The 20504-nt window shown below is 71.4% G+C and carries 21 protein-coding genes and 1 tRNA gene; 9 read left to right on the forward strand and 13 right to left on the reverse strand.

The window, feature by feature from the left end; translation table 11 throughout:
- Positions 1-3 precede the first annotated feature (3 nt).
- The 5 genes from BCAV_RS13345 to BCAV_RS13365 all read right to left on the reverse strand — a co-directional run bounded on the left by BCAV_RS13345 (position 4) and on the right by BCAV_RS13365 (position 4387).
- Positions 4-1206 carry an NAD(P)/FAD-dependent oxidoreductase gene (locus tag BCAV_RS13345; protein WP_015883134.1) on the reverse strand — a complete coding sequence of 401 codons (1203 nt, stop codon included), beginning with the start codon at positions 1204-1206 and terminating at the stop codon, positions 4-6.
- A 70-nt stretch (positions 1207-1276) separates the two neighbouring features.
- Complete coding sequence (locus BCAV_RS13350) at positions 1277-2086, reverse strand: DUF1206 domain-containing protein (RefSeq protein WP_015883135.1); 810 nt, start codon at positions 2084-2086, stop codon at positions 1277-1279.
- The gene (locus BCAV_RS13355) at positions 2083-2538 is read right to left on the reverse strand and encodes a SufE family protein (RefSeq protein WP_015883136.1); all 456 of its coding nucleotides are present in this window, start codon (positions 2536-2538) and stop codon (positions 2083-2085) included. Before BCAV_RS13355 ends, BCAV_RS13350 begins: the two co-directional genes overlap by 4 nt.
- A 37-nt stretch (positions 2539-2575) precedes the next feature.
- Positions 2576-3496, reverse strand: coding sequence for a sulfurtransferase (locus BCAV_RS13360; protein WP_015883137.1), 921 nt, complete (start codon positions 3494-3496; stop codon positions 2576-2578).
- Between the two features lie 117 nt (positions 3497-3613).
- The gene (locus BCAV_RS13365; protein ID WP_015883138.1) at positions 3614-4387 is read right to left on the reverse strand and encodes a glycerophosphodiester phosphodiesterase family protein; all 774 of its coding nucleotides are present in this window, start codon (positions 4385-4387) and stop codon (positions 3614-3616) included.
- Between the two features lie 157 nt (positions 4388-4544).
- Here BCAV_RS13365 and BCAV_RS13370 point away from each other — a divergent pair, with 157 nt between their 5' ends.
- From BCAV_RS13370 to BCAV_RS22985, 5 genes are all read left to right on the forward strand, one after another.
- The gene (locus BCAV_RS13370; RefSeq protein ID WP_015883139.1) at positions 4545-4724 is read left to right on the forward strand and encodes a hypothetical protein; all 180 of its coding nucleotides are present in this window, start codon (positions 4545-4547) and stop codon (positions 4722-4724) included.
- A gap of 127 nt (positions 4725-4851) precedes the next feature.
- Positions 4852-5559, forward strand: coding sequence for an oligoribonuclease (orn, locus tag BCAV_RS13375; RefSeq protein ID WP_015883140.1), 708 nt, complete (start codon positions 4852-4854; stop codon positions 5557-5559).
- A 22-nt stretch (positions 5560-5581) separates the two neighbouring features.
- Positions 5582-5657 (forward strand) — tRNA-His (locus BCAV_RS13380).
- A gap of 303 nt (positions 5658-5960) precedes the next feature.
- Positions 5961-6584, forward strand: a complete 624-nt coding sequence (locus tag BCAV_RS13385; RefSeq protein ID WP_043347213.1) for a hypothetical protein — start codon at positions 5961-5963, stop codon at positions 6582-6584.
- A gap of 632 nt (positions 6585-7216) precedes the next feature.
- The gene (locus BCAV_RS22985) at positions 7217-7978 is read left to right on the forward strand and encodes a DUF2380 domain-containing protein (protein ID WP_015883142.1); all 762 of its coding nucleotides are present in this window, start codon (positions 7217-7219) and stop codon (positions 7976-7978) included.
- 181 nt (positions 7979-8159) lie between these two features.
- On the opposite strand, the gene BCAV_RS13395 is transcribed toward BCAV_RS22985, so the two are convergent.
- From BCAV_RS13395 to BCAV_RS13410, 4 genes are all read right to left on the reverse strand, one after another.
- Positions 8160-9674 carry a hypothetical protein gene (locus BCAV_RS13395; RefSeq protein ID WP_144016780.1) on the reverse strand — a complete coding sequence of 505 codons (1515 nt, stop codon included), beginning with the start codon at positions 9672-9674 and terminating at the stop codon, positions 8160-8162.
- Positions 9667-10608 (reverse strand): hypothetical protein, encoded by a 942-nt coding sequence (locus BCAV_RS13400; RefSeq protein ID WP_015883144.1) that lies wholly within the window; start codon positions 10606-10608, stop codon positions 9667-9669. Before BCAV_RS13400 ends, BCAV_RS13395 begins: the two co-directional genes overlap by 8 nt.
- A 416-nt stretch (positions 10609-11024) precedes the next feature.
- Positions 11025-11933 (reverse strand): aminoglycoside phosphotransferase family protein, encoded by a 909-nt coding sequence (locus BCAV_RS13405; RefSeq protein ID WP_015883145.1) that lies wholly within the window; start codon positions 11931-11933, stop codon positions 11025-11027.
- Positions 11930-12820 (reverse strand): GNAT family N-acetyltransferase, encoded by an 891-nt coding sequence (locus tag BCAV_RS13410; protein WP_144016781.1) that lies wholly within the window; start codon positions 12818-12820, stop codon positions 11930-11932. The genes BCAV_RS13405 and BCAV_RS13410 overlap by 4 nt, the downstream gene beginning before the upstream one ends.
- Positions 12821-12913: 93 nt before the next feature.
- On the opposite strand from BCAV_RS13410, the gene BCAV_RS13415 reads away from it, so the two are divergent.
- Positions 12914-13927 carry a metalloregulator ArsR/SmtB family transcription factor gene (locus BCAV_RS13415; RefSeq protein WP_015883147.1) on the forward strand — a complete coding sequence of 338 codons (1014 nt, stop codon included), beginning with the start codon at positions 12914-12916 and terminating at the stop codon, positions 13925-13927.
- Positions 13928-13961: 34 nt separating this feature from the next.
- Positions 13962-14393 carry an arsenate reductase ArsC gene (locus BCAV_RS13420; protein WP_015883148.1) on the forward strand — a complete coding sequence of 144 codons (432 nt, stop codon included), beginning with the start codon at positions 13962-13964 and terminating at the stop codon, positions 14391-14393.
- Between the two features lie 30 nt (positions 14394-14423).
- On the opposite strand, the gene BCAV_RS13425 is transcribed toward BCAV_RS13420, so the two are convergent.
- Positions 14424-15833: an FAD-dependent oxidoreductase gene (locus tag BCAV_RS13425; protein WP_015883149.1), complete on the reverse strand. Its 1410-nt coding sequence runs from the start codon at positions 15831-15833 to the stop codon at positions 14424-14426.
- 87 nt (positions 15834-15920) lie between these two features.
- Here BCAV_RS13425 and BCAV_RS13430 point away from each other — a divergent pair, with 87 nt between their 5' ends.
- Positions 15921-16283, forward strand: coding sequence for an ArsR/SmtB family transcription factor (locus BCAV_RS13430; protein WP_050761858.1), 363 nt, complete (start codon positions 15921-15923; stop codon positions 16281-16283).
- A 32-nt stretch (positions 16284-16315) separates the two neighbouring features.
- Here the strand turns inward: BCAV_RS13430 and BCAV_RS13435 are convergent, their stop codons facing one another.
- The 3 genes from BCAV_RS13435 to BCAV_RS13445 all read right to left on the reverse strand — a co-directional run bounded on the left by BCAV_RS13435 (position 16316) and on the right by BCAV_RS13445 (position 19685).
- A complete protein-coding gene (locus BCAV_RS13435) occupies positions 16316-17416 on the reverse strand; it encodes a fatty acid desaturase family protein (protein WP_015883151.1) in 1101 nt (366 codons plus the stop codon).
- A gap of 238 nt (positions 17417-17654) precedes the next feature.
- A complete protein-coding gene (locus BCAV_RS13440; protein ID WP_015883152.1) occupies positions 17655-18620 on the reverse strand; it encodes an ATP-grasp domain-containing protein in 966 nt (321 codons plus the stop codon).
- 24 nt (positions 18621-18644) lie between these two features.
- Positions 18645-19685 carry an ABC transporter ATP-binding protein gene (locus tag BCAV_RS13445; protein WP_015883153.1) on the reverse strand — a complete coding sequence of 347 codons (1041 nt, stop codon included), beginning with the start codon at positions 19683-19685 and terminating at the stop codon, positions 18645-18647.
- Between the two features lie 105 nt (positions 19686-19790).
- Between BCAV_RS13445 and BCAV_RS13450 the strand changes: the two genes are divergently transcribed.
- A complete protein-coding gene (locus tag BCAV_RS13450; protein WP_015883154.1) occupies positions 19791-20495 on the forward strand; it encodes an ABC transporter permease in 705 nt (234 codons plus the stop codon).
- Positions 20496-20504: the final 9 nt, after the last annotated feature.

Raw genomic sequence — 20504 nt, forward strand, 5'->3', positions numbered from 1 at the left:
CGGTCAGATCGTGCCGGGGAGCTCGGCCGGGTCGACCCGCCCGCGGGCCAGGACGGCGCGGGCCTTGTCGGTCGAGTCCCAGGTGTTCCACAGGAGCACACCGACCACCCGGTCGCCCTCCAGGTAGTACACCACCCCCTCGGGCTGCCCGTCGCCGCCGGGCGGCGTCCGCCAGTCCTCGACGGTCCCGAGCCGCGCGTCGAGTCGCCCCACGGCCTCGAACCCGTCGGCGAAGAGGTCCGAGTAGAACGACGGCGTGAACGTGTACTCCTCGGCCGCGCCGGCGAGGTTGCGACCCGCCTGGCGGCCCATCGTCTGCGCCGCCTCGACGTGCTCCACACGGGTGCGCCCGAGGATCTTGTCGGGATACCGGGCGACGTCCCCGGCCGCGAACACGTCTCGGTCGGACGAGCGCAGGAAGGAATCGACGACGACGCCGCCCCGTTCCGTGCGCAGGCCGGCCGCCTCGGCGAGAGACAGGTCGATCTCGATGCCGAGTCCGAGCACGACGGCGTCCGCCTCGATCGCGTCGCCGTCGGAGGTGGTGAGGACGACGCCGGAGCCGTCGTCGCGGACGCGGCCTGATGCGAGCGTCGTCCCACCACGAACCTCGACCCCGGCGCCGCCGAACGCGGCGTCGAGGTGCGCGGCGAGCGGCGCCGGGTACGTGGCAGCGCCGACGAGCGCCTCGGGAAAGACCATGGTGACGCGGGTGTCGTTCTGCGCCAGGGCCGCCGCGAGCTCCGTGCCGATGAAGCCGCCGCCGACGACGGCGACGTGCCGTCCGTTCCCGGCGAGCTCCCGCAGGCGCTGGTAGTCGCGCACCGTGCGGAACGGGATGACCCGGTCGTGCTCCGGCAGGCCGATCCGGCGCGGTGTGCCGCTCGTCGCGAGCAGCGCCCGGTCGTACCGGTACTCCTCGCCGACGTCGGTGCGTGCGACGTGAGCCGCCGTGTCGAGCTCGACGACCCGTTCCCCCAGGCGCAGCACCGCCCCGGTGTCCTCCGCCGTCCGTAGCCACACGTCGTCGAACGGCGTGCCCGAGTCCAGCCACAGCTTCTTGGTCAGGTACGGCCGCTGGACGGGCGCCGTCGGCTCCGCGCCGACGATCCCGATGGAGACCTCGCCGTCGAGGTCGCGGATCCCCCGCGCGGCGGCGTCCGCCGCCATTCCCCCGCCGATGAGCAGGTACGTGTAGGAGTGCATGCCCCAAGGCTCGCCCCGCTCCGCGCGGTCCGCACGCTCAGGCGGCGCGTGGCTCCGGCTCCGTGCCGGCCTACAGGTCCTCGTACCGCGCCCGAGCCCACTGGAAGACCCCGTACGCCACGAAGCCGACGGCGACGACCGTGAGGAGGACCTGCCCCAACGGCTGGCCGGCGATCGTGCGGAACGCGGCGTCGAGGCCGCCCGCAGCCTCGGGGTCCTCGGTGAGCGCGGCGCGGACCAGCAGGCCGCCCACGACGGCGAGGGCGATCCCGTTCCCGACGTACCCGGCCACGCCCACCCGCTCGACGACGGCCCGGGCGGTGGGCGACATGGCGCCGTCGAGATGGTCGGTGAAGTCGCGCCGGACGCCGCGGACGACCTGGTACACGCCGATCGCGACGACCGCGAGGCCACCGACCGTCACGATCGCTGTGCCTCCGGGGGACGCGAGCACACCGCCGGCCGCCGCCTCACCTCCGCCCGATCCGCCGCCACCGGTCGTCCTGATGGCCAGGATCCCGAACACGACGAACGCGACGGCCTTGCCGGCCGCCCCGATCCGCGACGCGAGGCGCCGTCCGCCGTCCTGGTCGCGGTAGCCCCATGCGGCCTCCGTCAGCTGCCACAGCGCGAGCGCGAAGAGCCCGATCCCCACGACCCACAGCAGGATCGTTCCCCCGGGAGCGTCGGCGATGAGCGCCATCGCGCCGGCCTGATCGCCTTCGGCGGGCGCGCTGCCCCACGCCATCCGGAACGCGATCCAGCCGACCAGCACGAGGACGACGCCGTAGGCGACCAGGCCGACCCGGGCCAGGGCCGTCAGAGCGGGGTGGTCCGCGGCCCGGCGTGCGCCGTCCGACGCACGATCGGCGGCGCTCATGCGGCGCGGCGCTCCCGCACCTGGCGCTGCGCGCGGGCGAGCAGCGCGTCCATCCCGCGCAGCCGCAGCGGTGTGACCGCCTCGTCGAGGCCGAGCGTGTGCGGGAAGTCAGCGGGGATCGCGAGGACCTCCGCGGTGGTCAGCCCGTCGAGCCCTTCCGCGAGGATCGCCGCGAACCCGCGCGACGTCGGCGCACCGGGCGGCGCCGAGGCGAAGAAGCGGACGTGGTCGCCGTCGACCTCCACGAACACGGAGATCGGCGACTGGCACTCCGGCACGGGTTCCAGCAGCTCCGGGTGCTCGGCGTACCGGGCGGGCAGGTCGGGCAGCCCCTGCGAGAACTCGAGCAGCAGCTGCAGGCGGTCCTTGACCCCGAGGGCGAGGAAGTCCTCCTGGATCGCGGCGAGCGATCCGGGCAGGGCCGGGGAGGCCGACAGCGTGGGCTGGGTCATCTCCCCATCCTCCCACCGCACGCGATGGGAGCCGTGCTCAGACGGCGGCAGCTGAGCGCGCGTGCGGCACCGCGCCGGGCTCGGCGCCCTTGACGATCGGCACGCGGACGGCGTTGCCCCACTCGGTCCAGGAACCGTCGTAGTTCCGGACGTCGGCGAGCCCGAGGAGATGGGTGAGGACGAACCAGGTGTGGCTCGAGCGCTCCCCGATGCGACAGTAGGTGATCACGGGGTCGCTGCCGAGCCCGAGCCCGCCGGCGCCGTAGATCGCCTCGAGCTCCTCGCGCGGGCGGAACGTGCCGTCCTCGGCCACCGCACGCGCCCACGGCACGTTGCGCGCCGTCGGGATGTGCCCGCCGCGCAGCGCGCCCTCCTCCGGGTAGTCCGGCATCGAGACGCGCTCGCCGGTGTACTCCTGCGGCGAGCGGATGTCGACGAGCGGGTTGCCGAGGTGCGCGAGCACGTCGTCCCTGAACGCGCGGATCGTGGCGTCGTCGCGCTCCACGGCCGGGTACTCCGCAGCCGTCGGCTCCGGGGCCACGGTGGTGATCGGCCGGCCCTCGGCGATCCACCGGTCCCGGCCGCCGTCGAGCAGGCGGACGTCGGTGTGCCCGAACAGCGAGAACACCCAGAGGGCGTAGGCGGCCCACCAGTTGTTCTTGTCGCCGTAGATGACCACTGTCGTGTCGCGGGAGATGCCCCGCGAGCCGAGCAGCCGGGCGAAGCCCTCGCCGTCGAGATAGTCGCGGATCTCGGGGTCGTTCAGGTCGAGGTGCCAGTCGATCTTCACCGCACCCGGGATGTGCCCGGTCTCGTAGAGGAGCACGTCCTCGTCCGACTCGACGACGACGAGCCCGGCAGCGCCGAGGTGGTCCGCGAGCCACTGGGTGCTCACGAGCCGCTCCGGGTGCGCATACTCGGTGAACTTCGCCGTGGTGGTGTCCGTCTCGACGCTCATCGTGCTCCTCCGCCAGTCCTCGCCCTGCCGTGCCCAGCGTAGGCACCGCTCGGCATCGCGGCGGACGCCGATCCGCCCGTCCACGATCCGAGACGTGGCCGACGCCGTCGGCTCGCTCTAGGCGTGCTCCCGCCACTGGCCGCGCTCGGTGAGCACGCCGCGCAGCACGCTCGGCCGGTCCGTCACGAGGCCGTCGACGCCGAGGTCCAGCAGCCGGTGCATGTCCGCCTCGGCGTTGACGACCCACACGTGCACCTGCATCCCGTGCTCGTGCGCGGCGCGCAGGAACGCCGGCGTGAGGACGTGGAGGCCCCGCCAGTTCTCCGGTACCTGCGCGACGGCGGCGCTCGCCACCGTCCGCAGCGCCAGCCCGCGTGCCGGGCGGGGAAGCCACGACGCGACCCACAGCCGCACGGCGTCGGCCAGTCCCGTCCCGGTCGCGACGCCGTCGCCCAGCCCGGCGCGCAGACGGCGGACGCGGCCGGCGTCGAACGAGGTGACGCACACGCGGTCCCCGGCACCGGCGGCGAGCACCGTGCGCACGAGCGGCCCGACGGCGTCGTCCGACTTGGCGTCGACGTTCACGTGCAGCCGCGGAAAGTCGCGCAGCACGTCCGCCAGCCGGACCAGCCCTTCGCCGCTGGCGTCCCGCAGCGCCGACGCCTCGTCCCAGGTCACCGCCGCGACCGGCCGCGGATCGCCCATGACCCGCTCCAGCGTCGCATCGTGCGCGAGCACGGCCTCGCCGTCGGCAGTGATCCGCACGTCCGTCTCGAGATAGCGCAGGCCGATCTCGAGCATCCGCTCGATCGCGGCGCGGGAGTTCTCCGGTGCCTCGGCGAGGCCGCCGCGGTGCGCGAGGGCGAGCGGCGGAGGCGCGAGGTAGGGCACACGTCATTCTCTGCCAGAACCCGTCGAGCGTGCGTGTCCCACGTTCCGGACGCGCGCGTCCGGAGGCCGGATATTCGCGTGACCCGCGTCACCCGGGCCTGATGTGCTGCTCCGCGTCGGCGCTCGCCGGCATCCCCCATCCACCGGAGGTTGTGTCATGCATCCGCAGACGGTCTACGAGATATCCCGCGAGGTACGCCGAGAGCTGCTCCTCGAGGCCACGGAGCGCAGGAGCATCGTCTCCCGCGTCCGCCGGGCAGCGGCCGCGCGCCGCTCCGCACACGTCGCCACGCGCACGTGCTCGGCCGAGGACTTCGACCTCGTCGCCGAGCGGTGACGGCGATGACGACCCGCGCCGCGCGGGTCGACTCACGCGGTCGGGCCGTGCGCCCGGGGCCGGAGGCCAGCGGTCTCCGACCCCGAGCGTGCGGCCCGACCCGCGAGCTCGCCCCTAGGCTGGCGGTGTGAGTCAGCCTTCCGCCAAGGACCCGATCGTCTGGATCGACTGCGAGATGACCGGTCTGGACCTCGCCACCGACGCGCTGGTCGAGGTCGCCGTCATCGTCACCGACTCCGAGCTGCACCCGCTCGACGGCGGGATCGACGTCGTCATCGCTCCCCCGCCCGGGGCGCTGGAGGCGATGGGCGACGTGGTCCGCGAGATGCACACGACGTCCGGGCTGCTCGACGAGCTCGCCGGCGGCGTCGAGCTCGCCGAGGCGCACGCGCTCGTGCTCGACTACGTGCGGCGCCTCGTCCCCGACCCGCGCCGCGCACCCCTGGCCGGCAATTCGGTCGGCACCGACCGCGGCTTCCTCGAGCGGGACATGCCGGACCTCGTGGGGCACCTGCACTACCGGATCATCGACGTCTCCTCCATCAAGGAGCTCGCGCGGCGCTGGTACCCGCGCGTCTACTTCAACTCCCCGCCGAAGGCGGGTGGGCACCGCGCGCTGGCCGACATCGCCGAGAGCATCGACGAGCTCCGCTACTACCGCGCGGCCCTGTTTCCCGGGGAGCCCGGGCCGGACAGCGCGACCGTCAAGAAGGTGGCGGCGCGCGTGACGCGGACACCCACGGCGGCCACTCTGGCCCCGCCGGCCGAGCCCGGCGTGGCGGGGGCGGACGGCGTCGACGCCGTCTCTGGCACCGGGCCGGGGCCGCTACACTAGGCGAGCGCTTCTGGCGCACATGGTGGGTGTAGCTCAGCTGGTAGAGCGCCGCGTTGTGGTCGCGGATGTCGCGGGTTCAAGTCCCGTCACTCACCCCACGGGGGGCCCGGGAATCTCAACGATTCCGGGTCCCAACGCGTTTCCTCCAGGTAACATTCGTGGTGACCGTGGCGGCTCGACCGCTCGCGGCCCAACGTCACGCCTCTTCCTGACGGTCACGCTACGCGTGTCAGGCTGTCGGCGCTGAGCGGGCTCCCCCGCCTGTGGATGTCTCCGACCCCTGGGTCAGACCCTCTCGCCGAGTGGTGCTTTTCAAGGCCCTTCGGGCAGATCGGGCGTAGCCCGCCGGCCGGGACGGGTGCGCGGGCCGTGAGTTGGCCCTCACGATACGGTGTGATGCCATGGAACTCAGTGCCGAACTCCGTGAGATGGCTGCTCGTCAGCAGGAGGGACTGGGCGCCGTGCCCTGGGCTTCCGAGGCGGATCGCTGGGCAGAGCTGGTGTTCTGCGTGACCAATGCCTTTGTCGATGACCCGGTGCAGTGCCGGCAGCTGACCGAGAGCCTCCGAGATCTGCAGCTCGTTTCGCCGTCCGCATTGATGGGCGCGAAAGACACTCCGACGCCGGCTCACGCGGTGATCCGGCATGTCCTGGGCCAGCACGGCATCGGGAAGGAACAGACCGAGCGCATCATCCAGACCCTCGCGGACATGGCCTCAGCCGTGATGAACGGCTACGAGGGCAAGATCCAGCGGTTCTTGCGGGCGGAAGCGGAGAGTATCCGGGACGACCTGACCACCCTGCTCGCAGGACCCCGGACACCGAGTTCCGAGCTCCGCCGGGGGATCACTCACTGGCTACAGAACGCAGCGGGCCTGCCTATCTCCGTCGAGGACGAGAGCGTTCGGCAGTTCTGCGCGAACCGCGGAATCACCGTTCAGCAGCTACAGCAGGCAGCCGACGAGGTCGACTTCAACCTTGCGCTGGTCGACGACCTGATCCGCCTGGAGAAGGCCGAACCATGACCATGGCGGGCTCGCTGCAGCGACTGACGCCAGCGATCCGCAGAGCCGCGCAGGTGTACCGCCCGCTGCCCACCATGCCGCGACTGCAGTCACCTCTCCGCCGGCCGACACCGATGATCACCCGACCCATGCAGGCTCACCGGCCACCAGCGATCACTCCGCCCCGCTTCCAGCAGCCGGCGCACCTCGGCGACGCACCTCCTGCGTATCGTCCGAACCCGGTGCCGTCTGGCATGGCCGACTTCTCGCGTGGCTTCGACTACGCGGTACGTGATGCGATTGTCAGCACGCAACCTCCGCCCGAGGGGCCGATCCCGTTGATCCTCGTCACAGGGGGGCGTCGAGTGGAGGCGCCGTTGCGCCCCGTGGCCGCCACTGCGATGCCGGAGCCCGTGGCGGGCAGGATGGTCGACTTCGTTCCCGGGCTCCAGTCCACGCTGCGGCAGGCGTCGACGGCGTTGCGCCCGGCGGCTGCTACTGCGATGCCGCAGCCCGTGGGTGACAGAATGGCCGACTTCGCTCCAGGGCTCCAGTCCGTGGTGCGGCAAAGCTCGACAACCTTGCGTGCGACTGCCGCTGCTCCCCTGCCGTCACGAGTGGCGGGAACCATGGCCCCGCGACGTGGGGGTCGGATGCGCACGGCCGCCGACCAGGCGGCCAGGCGGCACAGTTGGCAGACAGCGCCGCCCATGCCGCCCTCGGCGGCAAGCTCTGACCCGGACCTGACCCCGTGGGAGCAGGCCCACCTCGGGTCCGGAACTCTGACACCGTGCCGGGACACGCGCTACGGCCTCGTGTACCTGTATCAAAGCTCAGGGTACTGGCGCCTTCACGACCGCCACGGCAACCAGGTCGACGGCGGCGAACGACCGCTGGAGGAGCCGTTCCTGGACCCGATTGACTTCTGGGACCTCCCATACGGTGTCGGCAAGGCGCTAGCGAAGCGGGCGATCCGCAGCCTCGCAACCGACGTCTCCACGGCGAGCCTGAGGGCTTTCATCAAGGACACCCGAGGCGGCATCCGGATACCCCCCGTCCGCCCGCGCCCATCCCGCATCCCGGTAGAAGCGTGGGCCACGGTCGAGCACCACATCTACCCGCAGGCGGACGAGTTCGCCCACCATTGGAGCCGAGTCGGAATCGATCCGCACGCCCACGTAGTGCGCATCCCAGAGAACATCCACCACCAGCTCCACAGCGGAGGCCGCTTCCCCGACGCCAACGACATCGCGCGCCAGGTCGGACCCGGCGGCCTCTGGAACGAGAACTGGCGCGCGTTCTTCAAGAAGTACCCGCAGGCGACCCTCGAGCAGATCCAAGCGGAGCGCACCCGGCTGATCCGCGGCTTCCAACTACCGGTCAAGCAGCACTACTATCGCTCCGCTCCGAGATAGCGCGTCTACCCGCGGCGGCGACCTCAACCCCGCCGGGGCAAGGATGGGATCGATGTGGCAGCCCGGCAGGTCATGGCATGACATCGCGAAGTCGGGGTCGCCCGGGTCGAGCACGGCCCCGAGTCGGCCGAGCACCGAGGTGTCGCCGCTGAGGAAATGCGTACCTTGCCAGCGGATGTGCCTATTTGAGGGTGTTCAATGTTTTCTGGAGGTCGTCGCGGGCCTTCTTCCAGTTGGCGATAACGCCATCAAGCGCGGCGCCATCGGGGACCCCATAGGCGACAGCGCACAACTTTCGCAGCCTTTCTATCTCCGCGTCGCGCTGGGTGTTGGCGGTGTCGATCGTGTCACCGGCCCGAGCGCTGTCGCAGCAGTTAGCCCGCTCCGAGTATGACCCTACGACGTCGTCTCCCGTCAGCAGGGCCGGGTAGCCGCCGCTGTCGCGGATGACGTAGTCCAGGAACATCGTTCCGTTCGGATCGGCTGCGTCTGGGCTGGGTCGCTCCGTCACCGCGGAGATGCGTGCCAGGCGCTTGGTGATCTGGTCCGCCGCATCCGTGCGGTGCTGCGTCGCGGCGTCCAGCAGGGCGTTCGTGCGGTTGAGCCCTCGTTCGACGCTCGTCCGGAACGCCGCATTCAAGGTGGGGTTGGGCCCGGTGCCGAAGCCGCTCTCGGCGCCGGTGCGCAGAGTCTCAAATTGGTGGATGATGATCTCGATTCCCGCCGCTGCCAGGAACGCGGGGAAATGCTGCAAGCCGGTCATCCATCCGTTGCTGTCCTGATCGGCGAGTCCAACGTCGATCTTGGTGGCCGCCATCGTCACGGTGGCACCTTGGGTCGGGTCGACGGCGTTGTCCAGCCACGTCACCCAGTCGTGATACGCGGTATCGTTCGGCGCGCTGCCCTGGTTCCACGTGCCCTTGATGCCGTCGTCGACGAGTTCCAGGATCGCCGACGCCTGGTCTCCGAGTTCGCGGACGTATTCATCTGAGAGGGCCTGAACGATGATGCTACGGATCCGGTCGGCACTCGGCAGGTCCGGCGGATTGGTGTTCGAATTCTTGACCTGCTGGAATATAAAGGACAGAATAGAGCCGCCGATCATGACCACGCCGCCGACCGCGGGGTTGGCACTCATCGCCATCATCCCGGCAAGGGATGCGAGGTTCCCGATCTCGGACATGATGTCCCATCCGCTCACACCGGCGAGGGGATGGACACCGAGGGCGAGTTCCGCTGGAGGTGCCGCGGTACGCGGCGGCGCCGCGGGTACGGGGGCGTCGATCACGAGGCGCTGGCTGTCGAGCCGAAAGCCCACGCCCGGCGGGAGGACGGCCAGTTCGCCGTCGGGCGTCCGCAGCCAGTACGCGAAGGCGTGTTGGGGCAGGTCGTCGACGGCGTTCGCGAGGAAGCCGCAACCGTCGGCGACAACGTCGGAGGGGTGACCGAGCCGCTTGCGCCAGAAGGCGATCGCCGTATCGTGCTGGATCGCCGCGCGTTGCCGAGCGGCGGCTGTGAACTCCGATGGGAGGTCGTGAAGACCGAGGATGGTCGGAAGTGCGTCGAGGTGACGGACGTCGCGAGCGTCGCGGATCACGCCTGCCCCAATGCGCAACGAAGCAACGTAGGCGTCGGCACGGGTCTGGTCGGCCCAGCCGGCTAGGAGGATCGCGGTACCAGGCATGCTGTCACCCACCTGTGTTCTTGAGCATTACATGGATCCGACTGAGTGCGATCTCGAGGACCGCGACCGCCTCCAGGCTGGTCAGAGGGCCGGCGGCCCCCCACGCCCCCGCGGGCTTCTGGGTCGCCTTGACGAAGGCGTAGACCGCTCGGTACCGCGGCACCGACGTGGTGGCGATGTACGCGTCCTCGGCCTGAATCCCCAGCGCCGGGGCGACCTGCACGAGGAAGGCCTCGTAGCTGCTCTGTTCTTGGGGGTCGGCTGGCGCGAGCAGGAGCTTCAGCTCCCGGACGACGGTGACCTGCGCCAGGATTGACTGCGCGTACGCGTCGGCGAAGGCGGAAATCCGATCGCACAGCTGACCTGCCCGGAGGGCCTTCCACTCGTCGGCCCGCTGCTGCAGGAGAGCCTTCAGCTCCGGAGACAGGTCTTCGACGTCCGTGCCCCCGTCACTCGGGTCGCCCTGCTCCCGTGCCTTCTGCAACAGCACCGCGGCCACGATCGCCGTGACAGAAGTGGTGGTGGCGACGACGAGTCCGAGGATCCAGGACCACAACTTCAGTCTGGTGTAGAGGGGGCCCTTGTTCTGCGTGGCGTCGGCAGCAAGGTCCTCGACGGTCTCGCGGACCGCCGACGCGGACTCCTTCAGCTCCTGGGACTGGTCAGGCGTGAGATCGGCCAGCTCCTGCTCGTCGCTGCTGAGATCCTCCGCCTCGACGCGAGCGTGAGCTCGAGCGACGGCAGTTTGATTAGCGAGCGACTCGCCCGCCGAGCGGGCGGCGCTGGAGGTGTTCGCAGCATCCTCGAGAGCCTGACGGTCCGCTGCCTGCAGCCCCCGCTCCGTGGCAAGAGCGTCGAGAAACTTGGCGAGGACGTCAGGTGTGGACTCATCGCCGAACTCCTCGCCGGTAAACTCGTTCGGATCCTCGACAACGGGCTCACTCATCGCGCCCACCCCTTCGGTCCTGCGCTGACCCGCGTGACATCGGTGATCGTAAGGGCGCCGGGACCATCCCGACACCGGAAGCGGCCGCCATTGGCCAGGCGCACGGGGCGGTGGCAAGGCCGACGAGCCTGAGGGCTTCTCAGATGGTGCGTGTGAGGGGTGTAGCTCCCACCCCTTGAAGGAGACTCGCCGTGAGGATTGATTGCAGTGTCGAGGATTGACTCGGGGCGGTTTTATACGGCCGTCCCGACGCCTAAGGCTCACCCGCGATCGAGCGGCTCAACCCGCAGCGGCAGCACCGCCTACTTCGAAAGCGGCCCGCCACAGGCAAGCCGTTGCAGTTCCGCTCCAGAGATGTGGCGCCGCCGAACCCACCGGAGATCCCCCGCCTGGCGGGGCATCCTCGGGCGTCAGCGTCATGGTTGTCCCATCTGGTAGCCGGCGACGGCATCGGCGGCGGCCAGGGTCCGGCGGCCGAGTGGCTGAAGATCGATCTCGGTGCAGTGCAACCCGCTCGCGACCCGCTCGATGACTCCCCACTCCCAGATGGCGGTGGGGTCGAGGCCCGTGCGAGCGGCGAGCCGCCAGGCCCGCTCCCGCGGGTCGCCCCGGAGCAGCTCGACCGGGTCGCCTCGCATCACCGTGCCGATGTCGCACTCGGGTTCGGCCAGCAGACCGTCAGGATCGACGAGCTTGAACTCCCCGCCCGCCTGGAGGGCGTTGAGCTGGTGCACGTCACCGTGGACCAGCACCGCCCGCTCGTCGTCGTGAGCGGTCGCACGGCGGCGCGCACACGCGAGCGCGTCATCGATCGCCAGCTCCGAGCACGGATGATTGAGCCGCTCCCACGACTCGGTGACGAAGGCGGCCAGCCGCTGAGCCCTGTCGGCGCCGGTCGGGAGTCCAGAGTGCGGCGCCGGCCGCCACACCTTCGCCGCCGTGTCGCACAGGATCTCGTGACGTCTGGCGATGGGGACACCCAGCTCGAGGAGCGATGGACCCAGCCGCTCGAGCAGGAGCGCGCCCACGTCGGGGTCGTCGCGGAGCAGGGCGACGCACCCCTGGCCGTCGGCCAGGCGCAGCGCGGTGATCTCGTGGCGTGCCCTCGTCCCGACCAGGGGAACGAGAAGCTTCAGCACGACCGGTAGCCCAGCTCTCGTCGTCGCCTCCGCGACGTAGGCCTCGGTGGCACCGGCGAGCGGGCGACCGACGACGATGTCCCACTGCTGCTCGAGGTGGTTCACGAGCGCTGGAAGGTCCCCGAGCCAGCGTTCGGCACCAGCGGCGACAGCGTGATTTCGGAGAACCTCCGGGATGCTGATCACCTGACGCCCGTCCAGGCCTCGGTCTCCAACGCGCGGCGGTAGGCGACCAGTCGTTCGGTGACGGCGAAGCCGTGCCGGAGGTAGATCTCGTGCGCGCCCGTCGGGCTCTCACCGTCAACCGTCAGTGTCACCGGATCCAGCCGTAGCTCACGGCAACGCCTCAGCGCGTCGCCGAGCAGCGCGGACGAGACGCCGTTCCCGCGCCATCGCGGCACCGTGCCGATCGGTCCCAGCTCGACGCCGGACCCGTGCGCGAAAGCCAGCACGAATCCCACGACTCGGGAGTCGGCGTCCACCGCGAGCACACTCACGTCGTTCACGAGGGCGTCGTCACGAATCAGACCGACCCACGTCGACGGGGTCTGCGCCTCCACCATGCGCTGGTCGGCGTACGCGACGTCGTATGCGCGCTTGAACGACGATGTCCACGCCTCGTCCCAGCCGACCACGCGGAGAGGGCCAGGAAGCGTCGCGGCGCGGCGCGACAGGGCGTCATGGCGCATGGTCCACACCGGCACCGCCGCCTCGAAACCCTGGCTCTCGAGGGCCTGAGTCCTGGCACCGTCGTCCGCGGCGACCGACACCTGCAGGGTGTTCACCAGGGGCAGACTGGAGGCGATGCGGACGAGGCGTTCGACCAGAGTCGCGGCACGTGGCTGGGTTCTCGCTTCCCGCTCCCACCAGGCGCCGTAGCCGCGATGCCGCCCGGGATCAGGGGGCAGGACAGCCACGGCGGCGCTGGCTCGACCACCTGCCGCGTCAACGACGACGGTCCAGGACCGCAGCAGTCCCGCTGCCTCTGCGTAACCGATCGACTCCCGGCCGGCTGCGGCCACCAGGTCGACGAGCATCTGCGCATCTTCCGCGACCGCGCGCCGCCAGCTCACCACGTGATGCTACGCACCGGGCATCGGGCTTGCTCGCTGTATCGACATGCGTCAACATAGACGTACATCGATACAGCGGCGGAAGGTGCGCTCATGACGACGACCGAGACGGCGCCAGGGCGCGTTCCGGACGGCGACTGCGACCCGAGGCCGGCCCCCGTCCAGGCGATCGGGGCGGCGGCGTCGGCGTCGGTGTCGGCCACCCTCAAGGCGCTCGCGGAGCCGTTGCGCCTGCGGATGCTGTCGCTGCTGGCGACGGCGCCGACGGGCGAGGTGTGCGTCTGCGATCTCGCCGATCTCTCCGACGTGTCGCAGCCGACCGTGTCCCACCACCTGAAGGTGCTGCGCGAGTCCGGGATCGTGGCGTCCCAGCGGCGCGGGACGTGGGTCTGGTACCGGATCGCCCCGGGCTACGCACCCGCGGTGGCAGCGCTCCTCGACGCCTTCGCGCCGGCCGTGCTGCGGGCGCCCCAGGCAGAGACGACGATGGCCGGCCTGGCCGACGTCGACGGTGCCCTCGACCGTGTGGCCGCGAATCTCGCCGTGACGTTCTCGCAGGCGCAGCCGGATCTGGTGCGACATGTCGTGCGCGAGTCGTACACCGGCCTCGCTCGCTCGGCCGCCGTCCGGGCCCACCTGGTGCCCCTCGCGGAACGGTTCGCCCGCCAACGCCTCACCGACCTCACGCGCGACGGCCGCGACGGCCGGCCGCAGGTGCTGTTCGTCTGCGTCGCGAACGCCGGCCGCTCCCAGCTGGCCGCAGCGCTGCTGCGCCACCATGCCGGCGACCGCGTGGTCGTGCGCTCCGCGGGATCGACGCCCGCCGGCGCCGTCCACCCGAGTGTGCGACCTCTGCTGGAGAAGCTGGGCGTCGACCCCGCCGACGCGTTTCCGAAGCCGCTCACGGACGACGCCGTCCGCGCCGCGGACGTCGTCGTCACCATGGGCTGCGGTGACGTGTGCCCGATCCTGCCGGGCACGCGGTACGAGGACTGGGCGATCGCCGATCCCGCCCTCGCCTCCGCCGACGGGGTGGCCGCCATCCGCGACGAGCTCGACGCCCGCGTGCGCCGCCTGCTCGACGAGCTGGTGCCGACCGCGCCATGACATAGCCAGAGCAACCCCAGCACGAGGAGACCCCGTGAACCACGCCAACCCGTCAGTCCTGTTCGTGTGCGTCCACAACGCCGGGCGCTCGCAGATGGCCGCGGGCTTCCTGCGCGCCCTGTCCGGCGGCGCCGTGGACGTGCGCTCGGCAGGCTCCCTGCCCGCAGAGCACATCAACCCCGTCGCGGTCGAGGCGATGCGGGAGGTCGGGATCGACATCCGCGCCGAGCGGCCCAAGGTGCTCACGACCGACGCGGTGCGCGACTCCGACGTCGTCATCACCATGGGCTGCGGAGACGCGTGCCCGATCTTCCCGGGCAAGAGGTACGAGGACTGGGAGCTCGCAGACCCGGCCGGGCAGGGCCTCGCCGCGGTGCGCCCGATCCGCGACGAGATCCACACCCGCATCCGGGCGCTGCTCACGGACCTCGGCGTCGATCCGGTCGAGCCGACGCCGGCCGGCTGACCGATCGCCCGTCCCTCCGCGCCGCACGGGTCAGTCCGCGTCGGCGGAGCGCCCGTGCTCGATGCCGGTGGCGAACCCGACGCCGGTGGGAGCACCGACCCCGAGCGACACCAGCTGCGGCTCCGCCGGCGCACTCCCGCAGCACGACCCCGCGGCCTCCTCGCCGTCGGCCACCAGTGCCAGGTCGGAGGAGCAGACACCGGTAGCGGGCAGGTCGAGCTCGACGGCGTCCGCCGCGGACCGATCGCCGGCCAGCGCCGCCGCGATCGAGCGCACCTGCTCGTACCCCGTGGCCAGCAGGAACGTCGGCGCCCGACCGTACGACTTCATGCCGGCCAGGTAGAAGCCCTCGTCCGGATGCGCGAGCACTGCTTCGCCGTGGGGCGGCACGGTGCCGCACGAGTGATGGTTCGGGTCGATCAACGGCGCCAACCGGCTCGGGGCCTCGACCACCGGATCGAGATCGAGCCGGAGCTCGCGCAGCATGCCGAGATCCGGGCGGAACCCTGTCGCGTTGACGATCGCATGGACGTCCACCGCCAGGGGCTCCGCTCCGCTGCGGCCGCGCACGGCAACGGTCTCTCCCGCCGGGCGCATCTCCTCGATCGACACCCGCGTGCGGAGCGTCAGCCGTCCGGCGTCGACGGCGTCCCGCACGCGCATCCCGAGCAGTCCCCGCGCGGGCAGCTCGTCATCCGCGCCGCCGCCGAAGAGACGCCGCGCCGATCCCCCGCGGATCGCCCATGTGATCCTGGTCGCCGGCTCGGCCTCGGCCAGCTCCACCAGGCTCAGCAGCGTGTTGGCCGCCGAGTGACCCATCCCGACCACCAGGGTGTGCCGGCCGGCGAAGCGCGCGCGCTGGGCGCCCAGGACGTCCGGCAGGGGTCCGGTGACGTACGACACGGCCTCGACCTCACCGACGGCGGGCAGGCCGCTCGCGCCGAGCGGGTTCGAGTCGCCGTACGTCCCCGACGCGTCGATCACCGCGCGCGCCAACAGGTCCTCCACGCCGCCGCCGGCCTTCACGCGCAGTCGGTAGGCACTCCGGTCACGGCCCAGCGATCGCGACTTGTCCGCCCCGTCCCGCGTCACGGCAAGGACACGGACTCCGGTGATCAACCGTGACCGGATCGCCTCCACGCTCGCCAAGGGCGCCAGGTACCGGGACACCAGCTCCGCGCCCGTCGGCAGCGCGTCCAGATCGGGCGACACCCAGCCGGTCGGTGCGAGCAGTCGTCGCGCCGCCCCGTCGACGTTGTAGCGCCACGGGGAGAAGAGGCGCACGTGACCCCACGACGACACCGCTGCGCCCGGACCCTCCCCGGCTTCGAGCACCAACGGTTCGAGGCCGCGCTCCACCAGCTGCGCCGCTGCCGCCAGACCCACCGGACCCGCTCCGATCACGACGACCGGAAGCTGCTCCCGAGCGACCTCGTCCATCCTCGTCCCACCTCACATCGACAGTTCTCAATGGATCGTGCGCGCACAACGTATCCACGTTCTTCGATGCATGGCAAGATGGGCGGCATGCCGATCGCCCAGCTCGAGACAGCTGCCTCACCGGGGAGCGCTGCCTGCTGCGCGCCTCTCCTGCGCGAGGCGACCGACCCGGACACCGCGCGCGACCTCGCGCGCGTGTTCAAGGCGCTTGCCGACCCGGCCCGCGTGCAGCTCGTCTCGATGGTCGCCGCGCACGACGGCGGCGAGGCCTGCGTCTGCGACCTGACGGCACCCCTGGGGCTGGCGCAGCCCACCGTCAGCCACCACCTCAAGATCCTCGTCGACGCCGGCCTCCTCACCCGCACGCAGCGCGGGCGATGGGCCTACTACTCGGTCGTCCCTGGATCACTCGCGCAGCTCACCCGCTCGCTCACCGCGGCAACCGGCTGAGTCGACACCCTCCGCCAGCGAGAACGGGGCGATCAGCGCAGCTGGGTCGCGAGCGGGCACGCCCACGGGTCGCTGGCCCGCAGGCCGACACGGTTGAGGTACCTGACGACGATCCCGTACGACGCCCACAGGGACGTCTCCGTGTAGGGAACGGCCCGCTCGGCGCAGTACTCCCGGACGATCGGCTGCACGGTACGCAGGCTCGGTCGGGGCATGCTCGGGAAGAGGTGGTGCTCGGCCTGGTAGTTCAGGCCGCCCATGAGCTCGCCGATGAACCAGCCGCCCTTGATGTTGCGGCTCATGCGCACCTGCCGGTTCAGGAAGTCGATCTTCGCGTCCGGCGGGACGATCGGCATCCCCTTGTGGTTCGGCGCGAACGAGGCGCCCATGTAGAGGCCGAACAGGCCGAGCTGCACGCCGAGGAACGCGAACGCGACACCGGGCGACAGCACCCAGAAGACGAGCGCCACGAAGCCGCCCAGGCGCACGGCGAGGAACAGGATCTCGAGCCACCGCCGCTTCACCGGCGCCTTGGCGAGGACGCGCTTCGTCCCCTCCACGTGCAGGTTCAGCCCTTCGAGCAGCAGGATCGGGAAGAAGAACCACCCCTGCCGCGCCGTCAGCCAGCGCCCCCACGGTGTCCGACGCGAGTCCGCGATCGCGTCGGTGAACGCCACCGGGCCCGGCGCGATGTCAGGGTCGGACCCCACCTGGTTCGGCTTCGCGTGGTGGCGCGTGTGCTTGTGCTGCCACCACCCGATGCTGAGGCCGACCACGAGGTTCGCGATGAGGAGGCTCGCCCACTCGTTGCGGGGACCTGAGGTGAAGATCTGGCGGTGTGCGGCGTCGTGGCCGAGGAAGGCGGCCTGCGTGAACAGGATCGCGAAGACGACGGCGGTGAACAGCTGCCACCAGGAGTCGCCGATCATCACGAAGGCGACGGTCGTGGCGGCGAGCAGGCCGAACACGATGGCCATCTTGCTCCAGTAGTAGCCGTAGCGACGGCGCAGCAGCCCCTCCGCCCGCACCCGAGCCGAGAGCTCGGTGTAGTGGTTGACCTGCCGGTCACGAGGGCGGCCTCGCTCGGCCGCCTCGTCGATCGTGGTGAGTGTGGTCACGCTGACCCCTTCCATGGGGGTGGTGACGGAGCGGTGCGCGTGCGCTGGCCCGATCTCCGAAAAAGGCAGGACCGCGAGTCGGAACCACCGTCAGAGTGTTCGCCGTCTGCTCCCGAGTGGAGCCATACATCCGCCATGGCCGGCGGACCGATGTGACGCTCCGAGCAATGCAACTCGGCACGAGTCTACCTTGGCCCCTCGCGGCCCCCTTGGGCTGGAGCCGAGATCGCCGCTGGGCGGCGGAGCGGACGCCTCAGGCCGAGGCGTCGTTGCGCGGGTCCGGCCCGAGCTCGATCTCGCGCACGATCGCGTCGGCGATGCGGTCCAGCGCGCCGTCGGCCAACGAGGGGAACAGCGACGGCTCCACGAGCTCCAGCTCCATGAGCACGGGGCGCTGGCCCTCGCGTCGCACGAGATCCACGCGGGCGTACAGCAGCGGCCGCGAGCCCGCCGACCGGCCGGGGATGCGCTCCCGCGCGAACGCCAGGATCTCCTTCGCGGTGTCGATCTCGAGCTCGCTCGCCGCGAACGGGCTCATCACCTCGGGTTTGTACAGGCCGTCCGTGGGCTCGTCCGCACCCACGAGCATCGGACCCTTGTGCACCGCGTGCGAGAACTCTCCGTGCAGGAAGACCAGCGCCGTCTCGCCGAACGCGTCGACCTCCGGCATGTACCGCTGCACCATGACCGAGCGGCCGGCCTCGAGGAGCCGGTGCGCATGCATGATCGCGAGGCGGCGGGAGTCGGCGTTGGTCGCCGTGTACCGGCCGGTGTCGAGCGAGCCGGCGCTGACGGCGGGCTTCAGCACGAAGTCCTCGCGCGCCGGGAAGCGGTTGTGGAGGTCGCGCTTGCTGTAGCCGCGCTCAGGCTCGAGCCAGAGCGTCTCGACGACCGACTGCCCGTCCTTCGCGAGGTCCGCGAGGTAGTGCTTGTCGCTGTTCCAGGCGACGACGTTCGCCGGGTTCCGCAGCGTCGGGAGCGACCGCGCCCAGTCGAGGAACTCCCGCCGGCGGAGGCTGTAGTCCCAGGCCGAGCGGACGACGACGAGGTCGTACGCCGACCAGTCGGCCGCCGGGTCGTCCCACACCTCGACGCCGACGGCGAGACCCCGGTCCTCGAGCAGTCCGACGAGCGGGGCGTCCTCCTCGTCGAGCTCGGGCAGATCGGCACAGGTCACGAGGGCCACGCGCGCGGAGTGCGCACCGGAGGTGGAGGTCACGGGCAGAACGGTAACGCGACGCCGTCAGCTGTTCGGCGTGGCGACGGGCTCGGCCAGCGGGTCCGGGTGAGCCGAGTAGACCCGGCGCAGGGCGCGGTAGATCGCGTCGGCATCGAGGGACCCCACGAGCTCGCCATCGTCGCCGCGCACGCCGATGGTCGGCGCCGGGCTCTCCGCGAGCACCGACAGGGCGACGTCGAGCGTGTCCCCCACGGTGAGCGCCGGCGAGGCGCCGGGCGCGGCCGGCGACAGGTCCTCCGCCTCGATGCCGGTCAGCGCGAGGAGCCGCACGGCGCGGTCGGCCCCGATGAAGGAGCGCACCGTCTCGTTCGCCGGCGCGGCGAGCAGGGTGACCGGATCAGCCACCTGCTCGACGTGGCCGCCCTGGCGGAAGACGGCGACACGGTCGCCGAGCAGCACCGCCTCGTCGATGTCGTGCGTGACGAAGATCACGGTGGTACCGAGCTCGGCGTGCAGGCGCCGGAACTCCGCCTGGAGCCGGCGGCGCCCGACGGGGTCGACGGCGCCGAACGGCTCGTCCATGAGCAGCACGGACGGCTCGGCCGCGAGTGCGCGGGCGACCCCGACCCGCTGCCGCTGGCCCCCGGAGAGCTCGTGCGGGTACCGCCGCGCGTGGAGATCGGCGTCCAGGCCGACGAGCTCGAGCAGCTCCCGCGACCGCGAGCGGGTGCGCTCGCGGGACCAGCCGAGGAGTGCGGGGACGACTCCGACGTTCTGCTCGACGGTGCGGTGCGGGAAGAGGCCCACGTTCTGGATGACGTAGCCGATCCGGCGCCGCAGGCGCACGGGATCGACGTGACGGACGTCCTCGCCGTCGACGAGCACGCGGCCCGCGGTCAGCTCGACGAGCCGGTTGACCATCCGCAGGGACGTCGACTTCCCGCACCCGGACGGCCCCACGAAGACCATGAGCTCGCCCGCGGACACCTCGAGGTCGAGGTCCTCGACGGCGACGGTGCCGTCGGCGTACCGCTTCGCCGCTCCCTCGAACGAGATCGCGGCGTGCGGGGCGTGGCCGATGGGGTCCGTCTCGTCCGCGGGCATGGCACGACGGTAGCCGCCCCGTGCGACACCGCGCAGCCGTGGCGAACCGGCGGACGACGTCGCGGGGAGCGTGCCGCTGTCGGCGCACCCCGGTACGGTCGCTGGGTGCTTCTGGCAGACGCGGCATCCGTACCGGCGAACCCGTGGGTCTCCTGGACGTACGTCCAGAACAATTCCGAGGAGATCGCGCGGGCGCTCGGCCAGCACGTCTCGATGACGCTGCAGGCGGTGCTCGTGGCGCTCGTCATCGCGATCCCGCTCGCGCTCGCGGCGCGGTTCCGGCCGCGCCTCGCCGGGGCCATCCTGGGGACGACGGCGGTGCTGTACACGATCCCGTCGCTCGCCCTGTTCATCCTGCTGGTGCCGTTCACCGGCGCCTCCCGGACGACCGTCGTCATCGGCCTGGTCCTGTACGCGCTGCTCCTGCTCGTGCGGAACATCCTCGCCGGCCTGCGCGACGTCCCCGCTGAGCTGCGCGACGCGGCGCGCGGCCAAGGCATGGACAGCCGCCAGCTGCTGCTCCGGGTCGACGCGCCGCTCGCGACGCCCGCCGTCGTCACCGGTCTGCGCCTCACGACGGTGAGCACCATCGCCCTGGTGACGGTCGGCGTCGCCGTCGGGCACGGAGGGCTGGGGCAGCTGATGTTCCGGGGGTTCGCCTCGAACTACCGTGCGCAGGTCTTCACGGCGACGGCCCTGTGCCTGCTCCTGGCGTTCGCCGCCGACCTGCTGCTGTGGCTGCTCGGGCGCGCCCTCACGCCGTGGACGCGCTCGAGATCCGGCCCGGTGCGGCAGGCGGTGGCGGCATGAGGGAGCTCG

The sequence above is a fragment of the Beutenbergia cavernae DSM 12333 genome (genome assembly GCF_000023105.1).
Classification (GTDB): domain Bacteria; phylum Actinomycetota; class Actinomycetes; order Actinomycetales; family Beutenbergiaceae; genus Beutenbergia; species Beutenbergia cavernae.

Bases quoted from the DNA above. Each gene is read 5' to 3' on its own strand.
- BCAV_RS13370 (WP_015883139.1), top strand. From the start codon at position 4,545: ATGCATCCGCAGACGGTCTACGAGATATCCCGCGAGGTACGCCGAGAG.
- BCAV_RS13430 (WP_050761858.1), top strand. From the start codon at position 15,921: ATGCCGATCGCCCAGCTCGAGACAGCTGCCTCACCGGGGAGCGCTGCC.
- BCAV_RS13355 (WP_015883136.1), bottom strand. From the start codon at position 2,538: ATGACCCAGCCCACGCTGTCGGCCTCCCCGGCCCTGCCCGGATCGCTC.
- BCAV_RS13435 (WP_015883151.1), bottom strand. From the start codon at position 17,416: ATGGAAGGGGTCAGCGTGACCACACTCACCACGATCGACGAGGCGGCC.
- BCAV_RS13360 (WP_015883137.1), bottom strand. From the start codon at position 3,496: ATGAGCGTCGAGACGGACACCACCACGGCGAAGTTCACCGAGTATGCG.
- BCAV_RS13415 (WP_015883147.1), top strand. From the start codon at position 12,914: ATGACGACGACCGAGACGGCGCCAGGGCGCGTTCCGGACGGCGACTGC.
- BCAV_RS13385 (WP_043347213.1), top strand. From the start codon at position 5,961: ATGGAACTCAGTGCCGAACTCCGTGAGATGGCTGCTCGTCAGCAGGAG.
- BCAV_RS13350 (WP_015883135.1), bottom strand. From the start codon at position 2,086: ATGAGCGCCGCCGATCGTGCGTCGGACGGCGCACGCCGGGCCGCGGAC.
- BCAV_RS13400 (WP_015883144.1), bottom strand. From the start codon at position 10,608: ATGAGTGAGCCCGTTGTCGAGGATCCGAACGAGTTTACCGGCGAGGAG.
- BCAV_RS13345 (WP_015883134.1), bottom strand. From the start codon at position 1,206: ATGCACTCCTACACGTACCTGCTCATCGGCGGGGGAATGGCGGCGGAC.
- BCAV_RS13425 (WP_015883149.1), bottom strand. From the start codon at position 15,833: ATGGACGAGGTCGCTCGGGAGCAGCTTCCGGTCGTCGTGATCGGAGCG.
- BCAV_RS13445 (WP_015883153.1), bottom strand. From the start codon at position 19,685: ATGCCCGCGGACGAGACGGACCCCATCGGCCACGCCCCGCACGCCGCG.
- BCAV_RS22985 (WP_015883142.1), top strand. From the start codon at position 7,217: ATGCGCACGGCCGCCGACCAGGCGGCCAGGCGGCACAGTTGGCAGACA.